Origin of the sequence: Streptomyces dengpaensis (assembly GCF_002946835.1) — a bacterium.
GTDB classification, from domain to species: domain Bacteria; phylum Actinomycetota; class Actinomycetes; order Streptomycetales; family Streptomycetaceae; genus Streptomyces; species Streptomyces dengpaensis.
Genome location: NZ_CP026652.1, coordinates 1,953,702 through 1,970,240, shown reverse-complemented (window position 1 = coordinate 1,970,240; position 16,539 = coordinate 1,953,702). Strand labels below are relative to the sequence as shown.

The following is a 16,539-nucleotide window of genomic DNA, read 5'->3' as shown; positions in this document are numbered from 1 at the left end:
GACCTCCCGAGTGTCGGCGGCCGGGCTAGCGGCGTGGTTGATCGCGAGCGCCGTCCGGTTGCCGTTCCGTGCCTTCCCGGCCGGCGTTCTGTGCGACGCGCCGGTAGTCGCCGGGCGGCATCCCGTAGGCGGCGCGGAACAGGCGGCTGAAGTGCGCCTTGTCGGTCAGGCCCCAGCGGGCGGCGACGGCCTGGACGGGGCGGTGGTCGTGGCGGGGGTCGGCCAGGTCGCGGTGACAGTTCTCCAGTCGGCGCCGGCGTATCCAGCCGGCGACCGTGAGGCCCCGGGTCTGGAAGAGGCGGTACAGCTGGCGGGTAGAGACGTTGTGGGCGGCGGCCACCGCGGCCGGAGTCAGCTCGGGGTCGGCCAGATGGTGCTCGATGAAGGCGCGGACGCGCAGGAACAGGGTGTGATGCTGGGTCTCCAGGGGCAGCAGCCGTTCCGCCTCCAGATGATGGGCGCACACGGCTGCCAGGAGATCGACCAGGACGGTGGTCAGACGCACGGCGTCCGCCGGGGTGTAGGAGCCGTCGTGGCCGATCAGCTGCTTCAGGAAGCAGGCAAGCAGCCCGCCCACACCCGTGCCGCCGGACAGCCGCGCAGCAGTGAGGGAGCGGACACCGTCCTGCGGAAGCGGCAGCAGCGCCCGCGGAACCTGCACCATGATGCCGCTTATGGCGCTACCGGCGGCCCCCTCCGCCCAGCCGTGCCAGGGTCGGGAGGTGTCGTAGAGCACCATCTCGCCGGCCGCGCCCGCGGTGTCGTGACCTCCCTGGAGGATCCTGTGGCTACCGCGCAGGTTCAGCATCAGCTGATAGCTCTCGGGGTCGGACCGCCGGATCAGCTTCGCGGGGCGGTACGTCTCCAGCGGCGGATACCGCAGTCCGGACACCTGGACCGCTCCCAGGTCCATCAGCCGCAACTGTGCCCGGAAGTCCGGCGCGTGGTCGCTGCGCAGCCGGTTGGGCACCATCGTGTCGTTCATCATGCCGTGCCAGTAGTCGAACCGCTCCACGGCTGGTACGACACTTGTACGGAACTCCGTGATCATCGTCGATCAACCCTCCCCTGAAGGCTGCACCGTTGAGCCGGGGCCGTGTGCAGCGAAGCGAAGCTGCCACGCTTCAGCTCGGGCCGGGAAGGGGGAGGAACACGCAAGCTCAGAACGGATACCAGCGTACCGTCTCGTCCCCGTCCCGCAGTGACGCCACCCTGCGCCGGAACTCGGTCAGGGCCTTGGGGTTGGCCGGGGCGTGCTGAGCCACCCAGGCGCAGCTCGCCGTCTCGCGGGCGCCGCGCAGGACCGCGCAGCCCTCCCACTCGCGCACGTCCCAGCCGTACGCCTCGGTGAAGGAGGCGTAGGCCTCGGCGGGCAGGCCGTAGCGGTCGCGGGAGAGGGCCATGACCACCAGGTCGTGCTCGCGCAGGTCGGCGGAGAAGGTCTCGAGGTCGACGAGGAACGGGCCGTCGGGGCCGACGTGCACATTGCGGGGCAGCGCGTCGCCGTGGATCGGGCCCGGCGGCAGATGGGGCGTCAGCGCGGCCGCGGCTGCCGCGAAGCCGTCGCGGCGCTCACGCAGATACGCCGCGTCCGCGGGATCGATCGCCTCGCCCGCGAGCCGCAGCCAGCGCTCCACGCCGTCCAGCAGTTCGCGGCGCGGCAGTTGGAAGGAGGGGGAAGGGAGTGCGTGGACGATTCGCAGCAGTTCGGCCAGATCCCGCGGGTCCGCGGGCCGTACGGAATCGGGCAGCCGGTGCCACACGGTCACCGGGTGCCCGTCCACCAGCAGCGCCTTGGGCTCGGCCGCCCGCACCGCCGGGACGCCCGCCTCGGCCAGCCACCCGGCGATGTCCAGTTCCCGCCGAGCCCGGTCAAGGAGTTCGGCGTCACGCCCCACCTTGACGACCAGGTCTCCGGCGGCGAACACCGCGTTCTCGCCGAGGGCGAGCAGGCGCGCGTCCCGTGCCGGGCCGGGCAGTACCCCCGCCGCGGCCAGTACGTCCCGTGCCCGTGCCTCGTCCATCCGTCCGCCTCCGTGTCCTGTTCTGGTGCGGGCCGCGTGTCGTCCTGCCCTCGTGCGGGCTGCGCGTCGTCCGCAGCCGCGCCGACTTCTCGCCTGCGGCCTGTCGTCGGCCAGTGTCGCATTCGCACAGGTCGGGCCCTGTGCGCGGTCCCTAGACGTGCAGCGAGGCCTTCACGACCATGAACACGCCAACCGAGCCAGGCAAAGGGGTCACACACGCGGGCGCCGGCGGCAGCCAGGAGGGGCTGGCCACCGGCACGCCGATGGTCGCCGTACCGCAGGCCGTCGACCAGTTCGGCAACGCCGACATGCTGCAGGCGCTCGGCGTCGCCCGTCACGTACCGATGGAGGAGGCCGCCGCCGACACGTTGCGCGAGGCGGTCCTCGCGGTCGCCGGCGATCCCGAGGTGGCGCGCCGCCTGCACGAGATCCGGGAACAGATGGTGCGGGAGGGCGGCACCCGGCGGGCGGCCGACCTCATCGAGGCCGAACTGCCCGCGGAGGCGTAGGACGTAGGCGCACAAGGCGCACGAAACATAGGGCGCACAGGCGAAGGGCCTGTTGGTTCCTCGGGGGAACCAACAGGCCCTTCGCGCAATCAAGAGGCCCTCATCTTGCGGGAATTACAGGAGGCTGGAATTACGGGAGTTACACCCCCGCCCGCTCCCCCTCCACGGCCACCGGCGGCGCCACGGCCTCCGGTGCCTCGTCGTGCGTGAGGTCCGGCAGGCGGTTCAGCCACTTCGGCAGGTACCAGTTGCGCTCGCCGAGCAGGGCCATCGCGGCGGGGAGGAGCACACCCCGGATGATGGTCGCGTCGATGAGCACCGCGGCGGCCAGGCCCACACCCATCTGCTTCATGGACTGCATGGACAGCGTCCCGAAGATCGCGAAGACGGCGACCATGATGACCGCGGCGCTGGTGACGACACCGGCCGTGGTGACCACCCCGTGCCGGATCGCCTCCTTGGTGCCGCGGCCGCGCAGCCGCGCCTCACGGATCCGCGAGACCACGAAGACGTGGTAGTCCATCGAGAGCCCGAAGAGGATCACGAAGAGGAACAACGGCAGCCAGGCGACGATGGCGCCCACGCCCTCCGCGCCCACCAGCGACGCGCCCCAGCCGTGCTGGAACACGGCGACCAGGATGCCGTAAGCCGCCGCCACCGAAAGGAGGTTGAGCGCGATCGAGGTGATCGCGATCGTCAGCGAGCGGAACGACAGCAGCATCAGCAGGAAGGCGAAGACCACGACGAACGCGAAGACCGGGACGACCGAGCCGACCAGCTGGTCGTTGAAGTCCTTGTTGCCCGCGACCTGTCCGGTGACCGGCGCCTCGACGCCGTCGACCCTGCCGAGTGTGTCGGGCCGTACCTTGTCGCGCAGCAGGTCCAGGCTCTGACCGGCCTTGTCCTGGTCGGAGCCGCCGACGAGCGGGACGTATACGAAGGCGACGTTCTGTGCGGAATGCGTCTTGGTGTCGATCGGGCCGCGCGAGGCACCCGAACTGATCGCCTGGTCACGGAAGTCGGCGAGCGCGGCCTGCACGTCGGCGGCGTTGATGTCCTGCGCCTTGACGACCACCGTGGCCGGCTCGGAGCCGCCCGGGAAGGCGTCGTTGACGCGCTCGTACGTGCCCACGATCGGCAGGGAGTCGCCGAACTCCTGGTCCAGGGTGAGGTTCTGCGTCTTCATGCCGAGCGCGGGTGCCGCGACCGCCAGCAGCGCGCCGGCCGCGACGACGAGCGAGACGCCGGGCTTGGCGAGCACGGGCTTCAGGACGGCGCTCCAGAACCGGCTGCCGTCGTCGCTCCTACGGCCGTTGCCGTTCTTGCGGCGCTTGTCCCGGTGCAGGAACGGGATCCGTCCCTTCTCCACCCGCTCACCGAGCAGCGAGAGCAGCGCCGGCAGCACCGTCACCGAGCCGACCATGGCGACCGCGACGACCATCAGAGAGGCCAGGCCCATCGCCTCGAACGTGGAGATTCCGGTGAACAGCATGCCCGCCATCGCCACGCACACCGTGACACCGGAGACGATCACGGCACGGCCGCTGGTGGCCGCGGCGATCTGCAGCGCGGTCTCCGGGTCCCGGCCCGCCGCGCGTTCCTCGCGCTCACGCCGCAGATAGAACAGGCAGTAGTCGACACCGACGGCCAGACCGACCAGCAGCATCACGGAGCTGGCGGTGTCGTCCATCGGCTGGATATGGCTGACGATCCCCATCAGGCCCATCGTCGCCATGATCGCCGTGACCGCGAGCGCCACCGGCAGCAGGGCCGCCACCAGCGCGCCGAAGGCGATCAGCAGAATACCCAGGGCCACCGGCACCGCGGAGTACTCGGCCTGCTGGAAGTCGTCGCCGAACGCGTCGTCGAACGTCTTCATCATGCTGGCGCCGCCGATCTCCTCGATCCGCAGCGAGGAGTGGTCCTTCTGGACGCCTTCGACGGCCTTCAGTACGGGCTCGACACGCTCACCCGCGGTCTCCGAGTCGCCGCGCATGTCGAACTGCACGAGCGCGCTGCGGCCGTCCTTCGAGATCGTGTCGGTGTCGTACGGCGAGGTCACGTCCGTGACCTTGCCGGTGTCCTCGACCGCCTTGATCACCGCGGCGACGGCCCCGCGGAACTCCGCGTCCGTCGCCTTCGCGCTGCCGTCCTTGGCCTGGACGAGGACGGTCTCACTGGCCGGTTCCTCGATGCCGGCATCCTCGATGATCTTCGCGGCGGTGTGGGTCTCGCCCCCCAGCTGGTCGCTCTCCTTGACCTCGACCGTGCCCGCGGCCGAGCCGAGCCCCATCGCCAGGACGACGAACAGCACCCAGATTCCGACGGCCGCCCATCGGTGCCGGGCGCTCCAGCCGCCGGCCCGGGCGGCAATGCCCCGCACCCGTGTATCTCCGTTCCCCATGACGGGCCTGCCCCCTTGTGTGCGGTGGCAGCCCCCTGCCGCCACCTTTCGTTATGAAGGTATGGGCCGGATAAGAACGTCTCGTCGTGCTGCCTGGTGAACCCCCGAGGGCCTGTGTCCTCCCCGCGGACTCCGGGGCCTCCGCACTGGGGAGGATGGAAGCCCCTTACACGTAAAGGGACTTCTCGGGGACGCGGGTCAGGGTGAACGGCGTGTTCGATGACGGCTGTCCGACCGTCGTGTCCGACCGTCGTGTCCGACCGTCGTGTCCGACCGTCGTGTCCGACCGTCGTGTCCGACCGTCGTGTCCGACCGTCGTGTCCGACCGTCGTGTCCGACCGTCGTGTCCGACGGGCGTGTCCGATCTGTCGGGCGGAGCCCTCTTTGTTATTTCGAAGGGTTGTTGATTAAGTCACAGCTTCATGTAGGTGTTGATCTGCGTGCGCCGATCGGCCAGGGTTTCGTGCCAACCCGCCGGTAACTCCCGGCGCGGGCGCGGCCGTCGTGCCCACCCCCACGGGGCACGACGGCCGCCTTAAGGTGTCCCGATGACGACGACGTACGCAGCGCTGCTGCGCGGGATCAACGTGGGCGGCAGCAAGAAGGTACCGATGGCCGAGCTGCGCACCCTCATGGAGGGGCTCGGGTACGGCGGCGTACAGACGTATCTGCAGAGCGGCAACGCCGTGTTCGGCAGCGACCACGGCGACGAGGAAACCCTCGCGGCGGAACTCGCCCAGGCCCTGGACAAGTGCTTCGGCTTCACCGTCGGTGTGCTGGTGCGCGACCACGCCTACCTGAAGGCCGTACGCGAGGCATGCCCGTTCCCCGCCGCCGAACTGGAGGCCAGGCAGCTGCACGTCACGTACTTCTCCGGCCCCGTCGACGCCGAGCGCTTCGCCTCCGTCGACCAAGTGGCCTTCCTGCCGGAGGAGTTCCGCCTCGGCGACCGCGCCCTGTACCTGTACGCCCCCGACGGCCTCGGCCGCTCCAAGCTGGCGGACACCCTGTCGAAGCCGCGCCTGCTGAAGGGCATCCTGGCCACCACCCGCAACTGGAACACCGTCGTCAAACTGGAGGAGTTGACCGGCGCCTGAGCGCAACGCCGGCGTCGAGTCGACGGCTCCGAACGCGCCGCCGGCTCCTCCTGGCAGTCCCTCAACCGCGGCACGCCCGGCTCGTCCTGGACGTGGTCGACACCCACGGCGACCTGTACCGCCGGTACGACGGCTTCGCGGACCCGGTACCCGTGCCCGACGACGCACCCGCGTTCGAGCGCGCCCTCGCCCACAGCGGCCGGGATCCGCGCCTGTCCCGGGCCGAAGTGGACCAGTGACACGGCGCGGAATTGGACCGTGTCCCTGTGCCATTGGCTGCCTAGCCTCGACGGCATGACGAACACGTCGCCCACCCGCGTCGACTTCTACTTCGACCCCGCCTGCCCCTTCGCCTGGATCACCTCCCGCTGGATGCTGGAGGTCGAGCGCGAACGCCCACTCGACCTCCGCTTCCACGCGATGAGCCTGTACCTGCACAACATCGGCAACGAACTCCCCGACTGGTACCGGGAATTGGTCGACAAGTCCATCGGCCCCGTCCGGGTCGCGGTGGCCGCCGCCGAGCAGCACGGCGAGAAGGTGCTGCGCGACCTCTATACGGCCTTCGGCACCCGCATCCACGAGCGCGAGGCCAAGGACTTCGACGCCGTGATCGCCGACTCCCTCGCAGAACTCGGACTCCCCGCCGAACTGGCCCAAGCGGCCCACGACTCCTCGTACGACGAGGCGGTGCGCCGGAGCCATGACGCGGGCAAGGAGCGAGACTCCGAAGCCTATGTGGGTACCCCGACCATCCATGTCGACGGAACCGTGTGGTTCGGCCCCGTGCTCCGCGCCATCCCCCGCGGCAAGAAGGCTGCCGAACTCTTCGACAGCTTCCGCGTCCTCGCCGCCCACCCGGACTTCTTCGAACTCAAGCGGAGCAGGACGGGAGGGCTTTCCTTCGGCTGAACGCCGGTGCGGCCTCCGAGTTTTTTCGCCCCTTTGCTCCTACCCGTCCCGTACCTGGGCCCGCGGCGGAGCCGCTGATGGATGCAGCGCCCCAGACCCCGCTCCTCAAACGCCGGAGGGGCTGAAATTCTGCCTTCTGCTACGCGCCCACAGCCGCCAGTGCCGGTACCCGCGCCTCGTCGTACCGTTCCAGCAGCAGCCGCGCCACCTCCGGCGCCGGGCCGAGGACGTCGGCCAGTACGTCCGCTTCGGCGGCGCCCCGCGCGATGCGGTCCGGCAGGAAGCCGGGGGCCAGGACGTACGGGGCGACGGCGACCCGCTCGCAGCCGAGGGCGCGCAGTTCGCGTACCGCGTCCTCGGTGCGCGGGAGGGATGCGGAGGCGAACGCAGGCCGCACGGCGCACCAGCCGGTGTGCCGCCACTCCCGCGCGATTGCTGCGATCACTGCGATCGCCTCCGGGTCGGTGGACCCCGCCGAGGCCAGGACGACCCCGGTCGAGGACTTGTCGGCGGGAGTCAGGCCCGCCTCGTACAAACGTCGTTCGAGGGACCGCAGCAGGAGCGGCGACGGGCCCAGCACCTGCGCCTGGCGGATGCGCAGCCGCGACGGTGCCTCCCGCAGGACCGCCGGGATGTCCGCCTTCGCGTGGAAGGCGCGGGTCAGCAGCAGGGGCAGGGCGACCACGTCGCGTACGCCCTCTGCCGCCAGGGACTCCAGCACCCCCTGCACCGAGGGGATGTTGAAGTCCAGGAAGCCGGTCTCCACGCGCAGGCCGGGGCGCTCGGCCCGGACCCGTCGCACCAGGGCATGCACCGTCGCGGCATGGCGCGGATCGCGGCTGCCGTGGGCGATCACGACGAGGACGGGGCGTACGGGGCGTACGGCGCGGGCGGGGCGGACCGGCTTGCTCATGACTGTCTCAACTCTTCACCAGGAGACCGCGGCTGCGCAGCACCCACCGCTCCACCGGGCTGAAGATGAGCAGGTCGATGGCGATGCCGACGAACAGGATCAGGAAGATGGCGAGGAAGACCATCGACATGGAGCTGGTGTTGCGGCCGTTCTCCAGCAACTGGCCGAGCCCCACGCCCAGGTCGGGGGAGGAGGCGATGATCTCCGCCGCCATCAGGGAACGCCAGGAGAAGGCCCAGCCCTGCTTCAGACCGGCCAGGTAACCGGGCAGCGCGGCCGGCATCACGATGTGCCAGGTCCCGCGCAGGCCCGTCGCGCCCATCGTGCGGCCTGCCCGCACGAACAGCGGCGGCACCTGGTCGACACCCGACACCAGGCCGTTGGCGATCGACGGGACGGCGCCGAGCAGGATCACGGCGTACATCATCGAGTTGTTCAGACCCAGCCAGATCACGGCCGGCGGGACCCATGCGACGGACGGCAGGGACTGGAGGCCGGAGAGGATCGGGCCGATCGCGGCGCGTACGAACTTCACGCGGGCCACCAGCAGACCCAGCGGGGTGCCGATCAGCAGCGCGAACAGGAAGCCGAGCAGGCCGCGCGAGACGCTCGTCCAGATGTAGTCGAGCAGCGTGCCCTGCAGCCAGGCGTTCTTGACCTCGCCCCACACGTCGGCCGGCGAAGGCAGCACGGTCGGGTCGTCGACGATGCCGAACGAGATCAGCGCCTGCCAGACCACGAGCACCACGGCGAACGCGGTGAGCGGCGGCAGCACCTTCTGCTTGAAGGTCAGCGCGAAGGACCGGCGGCCGGTGTCGGAGGACTCGAGGGCGTCGAGGCCCGCCTCCAGACCGCGCAGCTCGTCGTGGTCCTTGACGGCGGCGTCGGCCTTCGTCTCAGTGCTGGCCATGGCGGCGGATCTCCCCACGCAGTTCTTCGGTGATCTCGATGGACAGTTCCGCCACGGGGGCGTCCTCGATGCGGCGCGGCTGCGGGATGTCCACGACCCACTCGCGCGCGATGCGTCCCGGGCGGGAGGACAGCAGGATCACGCGCTGTGCGAGCCGCACCGCCTCGCGCACGTTGTGCGTGACGAAGAGGACGGAGAGCCCGGTCTCGCTCCAGATCCGGGTCAGCTCGTCGTGCAGCATGTCCCGGGTGATCGCGTCCAGCGCCGCGAACGGCTCGTCCATCAGCAGGATCTGGCTGTCCTGAGCGAGCGCGCGGGCCAGCGCCACGCGCTGGCGCATACCGCCGGACAGCTCGTGCACCCGCTTGCCGTACGCGCCCTTCAGCCGTACGAGTGCGAGCAGCTCCTCGGCCCGGTCGCGGCGCTCCGGCTTCGGAACTCCCCTGAGCTTCAGGGCGAGTTCGATGTTCTTGCCCGCGGTCAGCCACGGGAAGAGCGCGTGCTCCTGGAACATCAGAGCGGGGCGCCCGTTGGTCGCGATGCTGCCGGCGGAGGGCTCGTCGAGCCCTGCCACCAGGTTCAGCAGCGTCGACTTGCCGCAGCCCGAAGCCCCCAGGAGGGTGACGAACTCGCCCGGCGCCACATCGATGCTGATGTCGTCGAGGACGAGCTGCTGCCCCGCCGGTCCGGCGAAGGACTTCGAGACATGCTCGATCCGGGCGGCGTAGTCGACCGCTTCGGCGCTGTCGGCGGCCTTGGCGAGAGTCGTGGCCATGGTCGTCACCTCCTGGGAACGTGGCGGGATCCGCGCTTACTTGACGCCGAGACCGGCGTCGTCGACCGTGCTGTCGCCCTCGGCTGCGAGGACCTTGTTCAGGAGCGTGAGGTCGTAGATGCCCGTCAGGTCGGGCTTCTCCAGGAGACCGGCCTTCACGGCATGGTCGGCCTCGGTGTTGAGCGTCGAGGCCAGCGGGTCATCGGTGAACTGGATGGACTTCCAGGCCGGGTCGATGACCTCGGCCGGGAGTGCCTTGCCCGAGTCCGTCTCCAGCTGCCGGTTGGCGGCGGCCTTCGCCTCGTCCGGGTTGGCGTTGATCCACTTGTTGGTCTCGACCGAGCCCTTCAGTACGGCCTCGACGACCTTCGGGTGCTCCTTGAGGAACGACTGCGACACGATGATGTTCGTGATCACGAACTTCTCGTCGGGCCACAGCGACGCCTCGTCCAGCAGCACCTTGCCGCCCTCGGCGACCAGCTTGGACGCGGTCGGCTCCGGCACCCAGGCGCCGTCGACGGAGCCGGACTTGTAGGCGTCCGGGGTGATCTTGTTGTCCGTACGGACCACCGAGACGTCGCCCTTGCCGCTCTGAGCGTCGACCTTCCAGCCCTGGTCCGCGATCCAGTTGAGGAACGCGACGTCCTGCGTGTTGCCGAGCTGCGGGGTCGCGATCCTCTTGCCCTTGACGTCCTTCAGGGACTTGATCTTCTTCGGGTCGACCACGAGCTTCACACCGCCGGACGCCGAACCGCCGATGATGCGCAGGCTCTTGCCCTCGGACTTGGTGAAGCCGTTGATCGCCGGCGACGGGCCGATCCAGCCGATGTCGATGGAGCCCGAGTTCAGCGCCTCGATCTCGGAGGGGCCGGCGTTGAAGGTGGCGTATTCGGCCTTCGTGGCACCCAGTTCCTTCTGGAAGAGGCCCTCCTGGCGGCCTACCAGCGCGGTCGCGTGGGTGAGGTTGCCGAAGTAGCCGATCTTCACGGAGTCGAGACCGTCGATCTTCTCCGCCCCGGCGGCGACCTTCGTCTTCGTGTCGTCCTTCGCGTCGGAGCCGTAGCCGCAGGCGGCGAGGGCGAGAAGGGGGAGCGCGGCTATGACGGCGAGGCCGCGGCGTGCGGCGATGGAGCGGATGACAGGCACGGGAGGTGTTCCTCTCGTTGGCCCGGCGGTCACGATCTCTCAGGTCGTGGCCGGGAGGTCGGCAGGTTTTCGCTTGCGCAGGCGGTGGCGGGTGAGGGCGCGGTGGGGCGTGTGGGCGCGCAAGCCGGGCGCGTGCCCCCTCCCCGCCAGGGGCGTCACGCACATCGCGCCACCCCGCCCTGCCCGCTGCCGAGGTCGCCGCTGCCGACGCGGCCGCCCTCCTTCGCGAACGTGGAGTAGATGTCGGTGGGGGTCATGTCAGAAGTCCCACCCGTCGTCCTCGGCCGCGTCCTTGACCGGCTGCGGCGCCGCGAAGGACTCACCGACCATGCCCGCGGTGAGCGTGGTCCCGTCGGCCGGGTCGATGAGGATGAAGGCGCCGGTGCGCCGGGAGTCGGCGTACGAGTCGAGCGGCAGCGGCTCGGCGGTACGGATCACGACGCGGCCGATGTCGTTGGCGACCAGCCGGCCCGGGTGCGGGTGCAGGGAGAGGTCGTCCAGCGTCAGCCGGGACGGGATGTCTTTGACGATCGCCTTGACCGTGCGGGTGCCGTGCTTGAGCAGCACACGGTGACCCACGACCAGAGGCGCGTCGGCCACATGGCACACGGTCGCCTCGACGTCCTGGGTGGTCGGGGGCGCGTCCTTGCTCGGCACGATCAGGTCACCGCGCGAGATGTCGATGTCGTCCTCCAGCAGGAGGGTCACCGACTGCGGGGTCCACACGACGTCGACGGACTTGCCCAGCAGATCGATCCCGGCGACCTTCGAGGTACGCCCGGACGGCAGCACGGTCACGCTCTCGCCGACGCGGAACGTACCCGCCGCGATCTGACCGGCGTACCCCCGGTAGTCGGGGTGCTCGGCGGTCTGCGGGCGGATCACGTACTGCACGGGCAGCCGCGCGTGGCAGTGCGCCAGGTCGTGGCTGACCGGCACGGTCTCCAGGTGCTCCAGGACCGTCGGGCCGCCGTACCAGTCCATGTGGGCGGAGGCTTCCACCACGTTGTCACCGGCGAGCGCCGAGATCGGGATCGCGGTGATCTCGGGGACGCCCAGCTCGGAGGCGTACGCCGTGAACTCTTCGGCGATCGCGGCGAAGACGGACTCCTTGTAGTCGACCAGGTCCATCTTGTTGACGGCGAGGACGACGTGCGGGACGCGCAGCAGCGCGGCGACGGCGGCATGGCGGCGGGTCTGCTCGATGACGCCGTTGCGCGCGTCCACGAGGACGACGGCCAGGTCGGCGGTCGAGGCGCCGGTGACCATGTTCCGGGTGTACTGCACATGACCTGGGGTGTCGGCCAGGATGAACCGGCGGCGCGCGGTCGCGAAGTAGCGGTACGCCACGTCGATCGTGATGCCCTGCTCGCGCTCGGCGCGCAGGCCGTCGGTGAGCAGCGCGAGGTCGGGGGCGTCCTGGCCACGGCTGGCCGAGACGCGCTCCACGGCCTCCAGCTGGTCGGTCAGAACCGACTTGGAGTCGTGCAGCAGACGGCCGACCAGCGTGGACTTGCCGTCGTCGACGGAGCCCGCGGTGGCGAACCGCAGCAGCGTGGTCGCCGACAGCTGCTCGACCGACAGCGGCTCGGTGGGTTCGGTGGTGCTGGTCATGGCTAGAAGTACCCCTCGCGCTTACGGTCTTCCATCGCGGCCTCGGAGAGCTTGTCGTCGGCGCGGGTGGCGCCGCGCTCGGTGAGCCGGGAGGCGGCGATCTCGGCGATCACGGCGTCCAGCGTGGTCGCGTCGGAGTCGACGGCGCCCGTGCAGGACATGTCGCCGACGGTCCGGTAGCGGACGAGCCGCTTCTCGACGACCTCGCCGTCCTTGGGGCCGCCCCACTCACCGGCGGTCAGCCACATGCCGGACCGCTGGAAGACCTCACGGTCATGCGCGAAGTAGATCTCGGGCAGCTCGATGCCCTCGCGGGCGATGTACTGCCACACGTCCAGCTCGGTCCAGTTGGACAGCGGGAACACGCGGACGTGCTCGCCGGGTGCGTGCCGGCCGTTGTAGAGCTGCCACAGCTCGGGGCGCTGGCGGCGCGGGTCCCACTGCGAGAACTCGTCGCGCAGCGAGAAGACGCGCTCCTTCGCCCGGGCCTTCTCCTCGTCCCGGCGCCCGCCGCCGAAGACGGCGTCGAACCGCTCGGACTGGATCTTCTCGGTCAGCGGCACGGTCTGCAGCGGGTTACGGGTGCCGTCCGGACGCTCCTTGAGGACACCGCGATCGATGTAGTTCTGTACGGAGGCCACATGGAGGCGCAGCCCATGTGCGGCGACCACACGGTCCCGGTACTCAAGAACCTCGGGGAAGTTGTGTCCGGTATCCACATGCAGCAGCGAGAAGGGGATCGACGCGGGGGCGAACGCCTTCAGCGCCAGATGCAGCATGACGATGGAGTCCTTGCCGCCGGAGAAGAGGATCACCGGCCGCTCGAACTCGCCCGCCACCTCGCGGAAGATATGGACGGCCTCGGACTCGAGGGCGTCCAGGTGCGACAGCGCGTACGGCCCGCCGTCCGTCTCCTCGGAAACACTGGCGACGGTCGTCATGCGAGACCCCTTTCGGTGAGCAGCGCATGCAGCGCCGCCGCGGACTCCTGCACGGTCTGGGTGTGCGACTCGATGCGCAGATCGGGCGACTCGGGCTCCTCGTAGGGGTCGTCGACGCCGGTGAGCCCCGAGATCTCGCCCGCGGCCTGCTTGGCGTACAGCCCCTTCACATCGCGTACGGAGCAGACCTCGACCGGGGTTGCCACGTGCACCTCCAGGTACGGGGTGCCGCCGGTCTGGTGGCGCTTGCGGACCGCCTCACGGCTGTCCGTGTACGGCGCGATCACCGGGACGAGCGTCTTGACGCCGTTGCGCGCGAGCAGCTCGGCGAGGAAGCCGATGCGCTGTACGTTCGTGAAGCGGTCCTCGCGGGAGAAGCCGAGGCCCGACGAGAGGAACTCGCGGATCTCGTCGCCGTCGAGGACCTCGACGCGGTGGCCCTCCTCGCGCAGCCGGCCGGCCAGCTCGTGCGCGATGGTGGTCTTGCCGGCACTCGGCAGACCCGTGAGCCAGACGGTGGCTCCGGTCGTCACTTGCTGCTCCTGGGACATCTCGGTGGTCGTGGTCATCCGTGCAGCCCGCACTCGGTCTTGGCACGTCCCGCCCAGCGGCCGGCGCGGGCGTCCTCGCCCTCCAGGACCCGGCGGGTGCAGGGCGCGCAGCCGACGGAGGGGTAACCGTCCGTCAGCAGCGGGTTGGTGAGGACTCCGTGTTCGGCGACGTACGTGTCCACGTCGTCCTGCGTCCAGCGGGCGATCGGCGAGATCTTGACCTTCTGGCGCTTCTCGTCCCAGCCGACGACCGGGGTGTTCGCCCGGGTCGGGGACTCGTCGCGGCGCAGTCCGGTCGCCCACGCGTCGTAGTGGGTCAGGCCCTCTTCGAGGGGCTTGACCTTGCGCAGCGCGCAGCACAGGTCGGGGTCGCGGTCATGCAGCCGGGGCCCGTACTCCGCGTCCTGCTCGGCCACCGTCTGGCGCGGGGTGAGCGTGATGACGTTGACGTCCATCACGGCCTCGACCGCGTCCCGGGTGCCGATGGTTTCGGGGAAGTGGTAGCCGGTGTCGAGGAAGACGACGTCGACTCCCGGGAACGCGCGGGACGCGAGGTGGGCGACCACCGCGTCCTCCATGGAGGAGGTCACGCAGAACTTCTTGCCGAAGGTGTCGGCCGCCCACTGGAGGATCTCCAGGGCGGAGGCGTCTTCGAGGTCGCGCCCCGCCTGCTCGGCGAGGCGCTTCAAGTCCTCGCTCGTACGCTCTTCCTGAGTCGCCGTCATATCCCGTCCCCTCCACCTTCGTTGCGCTGAACCCCACGGGCGAGCAGCCCGAGGAACTTCAGCTGAAAGGCTCGGTTGCACGCCGCGCACTCCCACGCGCCGTGGCCCTGCTCGCTCGGACGGAGGTCCTCGTCGCCGCAGTAGGGGCAGTAGAACGGGGCGGCACGCTCACTCATGACAGGGCCTCCTCGGAGGCGCGGGCGGCCCAGGTGGCGAAGCGTTCGCCGTCCTCGCGCTCCTCCTGGAAGCGCTTGAGGACCCGCTCGACGTAGTCGGGCAGCTCCTCCGAAGTGACCTTCAGGCCACGGACCTTGCGGCCGAACCCGGCCTCCAGGCCGAGCGCGCCGCCCAGGTGCACCTGGAAGCCCTCGACCTGCTCGCCCTGGTCGTTGAGGACCAGCTGGCCCTTGAGACCGATGTCCGCGACCTGGATACGGGCGCAGGCGTTCGGGCAGCCGTTGATGTTGATGGTGATGGGCTCGTCGAACTCGGGGATGCGGCGCTCGAGTTCGTCGATCAGGGAAGCACCACGCGCCTTGGTCTCGACGATCGCGAGCTTGCAGTACTCGATGCCGGTGCAGGCCATGGTGCCGCGCCGGAACGGAGAGGGCCTGACCGTCAGGTCGAGCGCCTCCAGGCCCTCGACGAGCGAGTCGATCCGCGACTCGTCCACATCGAGGACGATCATCTTCTGCTCGACGGTGGTGCGCAGGCGGCCCGAGCCGTGTGCCTCGGCCAGCTCGGCGATCTTCGTGAGGGTCGCGCCGTCGACGCGGCCGACGCGCGGGGCGAAGCCGACGTAGTAGCGGCCGTCCTGCTGCCGGTGCACACCGACGTGGTCGCGCCAGCGGGCGACCGGCTGGTCGGGCGCGGGGCCGTCGACGAGCTTCCGCTGCAGGTACTCGTCCTCCAGGACCTGGCGGAACTTCTCGACACCCCAGTCGGCGACCAGGAACTTCAGCCGGGCCCGGGTGCGCAGGCGCCGGTAGCCGTAGTCGCGGAAGATCGAGATGACGCCCGTGTAGACGTCCGGGACCTCGTCGAGCGGGACCCAGGCACCGAGCCGCTGGCCGATCTTGGGGTTGGTGGAGAGGCCGCCGCCGACCCAGAGGTCGAAGCCCGGGCCGTGCTCCGGGTGGTTCACGCCGACGAACGCGATGTCGTTGATCTCGTGCGCCACGTCGAGGAGCGGCGAGCCGGAGATCGCGGACTTGAACTTGCGCGGCAGGTTCGAGAAGTCCTTGTTGCCGATGATCCGGCGGTGGATCTCCTCGATCGCGGGCGTTCCGTCGATGATCTCGTCCTCGGCGATCCCGGCGACGGGCGAGCCGAGGATGACGCGGGGCGTGTCACCACAGGCCTCGGTCGTGGACAGGCCCACGGCCTCCAGGCGGTCCCAGATCTCCGGGACGTCCTCGATGCGGATCCAGTGGTACTGGACGTTCTGCCGGTCTGTCAGGTCGGCGGTGCCGCGCGCGAACTCCTGCGAGATCTCGCCGATGACGCGCAGCTGCTGTGTGGTCAGCCGGCCGCCGTCGATGCGGACGCGCAGCATGAAGTACTTGTCGTCCAGCTCCTCCGGCTCCAGGATCGCGGTCTTGCCGCCGTCGATCCCGGGCTTGCGCTGGGTGTAAAGGCCCCACCACCGCATACGTCCGCGAAGGTCGTTGGGGTCGATCGAGTCGAAGCCCCGCTTGGAGTAGATCGTCTCAATGCGTGTCCGCACATTGAGACCGTCGTCGTCCTTCTTGAACTGTTCGTTGCCGTTGAGCGGGGTGAAGTGACCTACGGCCCACTGACCCTCGCCGCGGTGACGACTCACCTTGCGGCGGGGCGTGGCGGCGGAGTTCTGCGGGGTGGCGGCCATGGTTGCTACGTCCTTCGAGACTGCGGGACTGGTCTGTTCAGCGGCTCTGACCTGCACGTACGGGCGCATACGGAGGTATGGGCGCGTCACTGCGCAAGGGGCGCGAAAGGGAAAAAGTCGGCGCTGGGCCCGTGGCCGGAGGCCACTTATG

General features: G+C 69.9%; 15 protein-coding genes and 2 pseudogenes. 4 read left to right on the top strand and 13 right to left on the bottom strand.

From position 1 onward, the window contains the following. Nucleotides 1-25: 25 nt before the first annotated feature. Together C4B68_RS09070 and C4B68_RS09065 are read right to left on the bottom strand one after the other, a co-directional pair. Nucleotides 26-1,051, bottom strand: a complete 1,026-nt coding sequence (locus C4B68_RS09070; protein WP_099498872.1) for an AraC-like ligand-binding domain-containing protein — start codon at nt 1,049-1,051, stop codon at nt 26-28. A gap of 109 nt (nt 1,052-1,160) precedes the next feature. Further along, a complete protein-coding gene (locus C4B68_RS09065; protein WP_099498871.1) occupies nt 1,161-2,024 on the bottom strand; it encodes a phosphotransferase enzyme family protein in 864 nt (287 codons plus the stop codon). A 209-nt stretch (nt 2,025-2,233) separates the two neighbouring features. Here C4B68_RS09065 and C4B68_RS09060 point away from each other — a divergent pair. After that, a pseudogene (locus C4B68_RS09060) lies at nt 2,234-2,533 on the top strand (nucleotide disphospho-sugar-binding domain-containing protein); the annotation flags it as partial. A 139-nt stretch (nt 2,534-2,672) separates the two neighbouring features. On the opposite strand, the gene C4B68_RS09055 reads toward C4B68_RS09060, so the two are convergent. Beyond that, nucleotides 2,673-4,937, bottom strand: a complete 2,265-nt coding sequence (locus C4B68_RS09055; RefSeq protein WP_099498870.1) for an MMPL family transporter — start codon at nt 4,935-4,937, stop codon at nt 2,673-2,675. A 548-nt stretch (nt 4,938-5,485) separates the two neighbouring features. Here C4B68_RS09055 and C4B68_RS09050 point away from each other — a divergent pair. The 3 genes and pseudogenes from C4B68_RS09050 to C4B68_RS09040 all read left to right on the top strand — a co-directional run bounded on the left by C4B68_RS09050 (nt 5,486) and on the right by C4B68_RS09040 (nt 6,946). Beyond that, entirely contained in the window at nt 5,486-6,034 is a 549-nt protein-coding gene (locus tag C4B68_RS09050) for a DUF1697 domain-containing protein (RefSeq protein ID WP_099498869.1), read from the top strand. A gap of 74 nt (nt 6,035-6,108) precedes the next feature. Then, nucleotides 6,109-6,273 (top strand): annotated as a pseudogene (locus C4B68_RS09045) (TIGR03086 family metal-binding protein); the annotation flags it as partial. Nucleotides 6,274-6,328: 55 nt separating this feature from the next. Next, nucleotides 6,329-6,946, top strand: a complete 618-nt coding sequence (locus C4B68_RS09040; protein WP_099498868.1) for a mycothiol-dependent nitroreductase Rv2466c family protein — start codon at nt 6,329-6,331, stop codon at nt 6,944-6,946. Between the two features lie 139 nt (nt 6,947-7,085). On the opposite strand, the gene C4B68_RS09035 is transcribed toward C4B68_RS09040, so the two are convergent. The 10 genes from C4B68_RS09035 to C4B68_RS08985 all read right to left on the bottom strand — a co-directional run bounded on the left by C4B68_RS09035 (nt 7,086) and on the right by C4B68_RS08985 (nt 16,388). Beyond that, nucleotides 7,086-7,859 carry a sirohydrochlorin chelatase gene (locus C4B68_RS09035; RefSeq protein ID WP_099498867.1) on the bottom strand — a complete coding sequence of 258 codons (774 nt, stop codon included), beginning with the start codon at nt 7,857-7,859 and terminating at the stop codon, nt 7,086-7,088. 7 nt (nt 7,860-7,866) lie between these two features. Next, a complete protein-coding gene (locus C4B68_RS09030) occupies nt 7,867-8,769 on the bottom strand; it encodes an ABC transporter permease (RefSeq protein ID WP_099498866.1) in 903 nt (300 codons plus the stop codon). Beyond that, on the bottom strand, nt 8,756-9,544 hold the full coding sequence (locus tag C4B68_RS09025) for an ABC transporter ATP-binding protein (protein WP_099498865.1): 789 nt from the start codon (nt 9,542-9,544) through the stop codon (nt 8,756-8,758). Before C4B68_RS09025 ends, C4B68_RS09030 begins: the two co-directional genes overlap by 14 nt. A 36-nt stretch (nt 9,545-9,580) precedes the next feature. Further along, nucleotides 9,581-10,690 (bottom strand): aliphatic sulfonate ABC transporter substrate-binding protein, encoded by a 1,110-nt coding sequence (locus tag C4B68_RS09020; protein ID WP_099498864.1) that lies wholly within the window; start codon nt 10,688-10,690, stop codon nt 9,581-9,583. A 258-nt stretch (nt 10,691-10,948) separates the two neighbouring features. Further along, nucleotides 10,949-12,304 carry a sulfate adenylyltransferase subunit 1 gene (locus C4B68_RS09010; protein ID WP_099498862.1) on the bottom strand — a complete coding sequence of 452 codons (1,356 nt, stop codon included), beginning with the start codon at nt 12,302-12,304 and terminating at the stop codon, nt 10,949-10,951. Between the two features lie 2 nt (nt 12,305-12,306). After that, a complete protein-coding gene (cysD, locus tag C4B68_RS09005) occupies nt 12,307-13,245 on the bottom strand; it encodes a sulfate adenylyltransferase subunit CysD (protein ID WP_099498861.1) in 939 nt (312 codons plus the stop codon). Further along, on the bottom strand, nt 13,242-13,814 hold the full coding sequence (cysC, locus tag C4B68_RS09000; RefSeq protein WP_099498860.1) for an adenylyl-sulfate kinase: 573 nt from the start codon (nt 13,812-13,814) through the stop codon (nt 13,242-13,244). Before cysC ends, cysD begins: the two co-directional genes overlap by 4 nt. Next, nucleotides 13,811-14,521, bottom strand: coding sequence for a phosphoadenylyl-sulfate reductase (locus C4B68_RS08995; RefSeq protein ID WP_099498859.1), 711 nt, complete (start codon nt 14,519-14,521; stop codon nt 13,811-13,813). The genes cysC and C4B68_RS08995 overlap by 4 nt, the downstream gene beginning before the upstream one ends. Continuing rightward, a complete protein-coding gene (locus C4B68_RS08990; protein ID WP_099498858.1) occupies nt 14,518-14,697 on the bottom strand; it encodes a hypothetical protein in 180 nt (59 codons plus the stop codon). The genes C4B68_RS08995 and C4B68_RS08990 overlap by 4 nt, the downstream gene beginning before the upstream one ends. After that, nucleotides 14,694-16,388, bottom strand: a complete 1,695-nt coding sequence (locus tag C4B68_RS08985; RefSeq protein ID WP_099498857.1) for a nitrite/sulfite reductase — start codon at nt 16,386-16,388, stop codon at nt 14,694-14,696. Before C4B68_RS08985 ends, C4B68_RS08990 begins: the two co-directional genes overlap by 4 nt. Between the last annotated feature and the right edge of the window lie 151 nt (nt 16,389-16,539).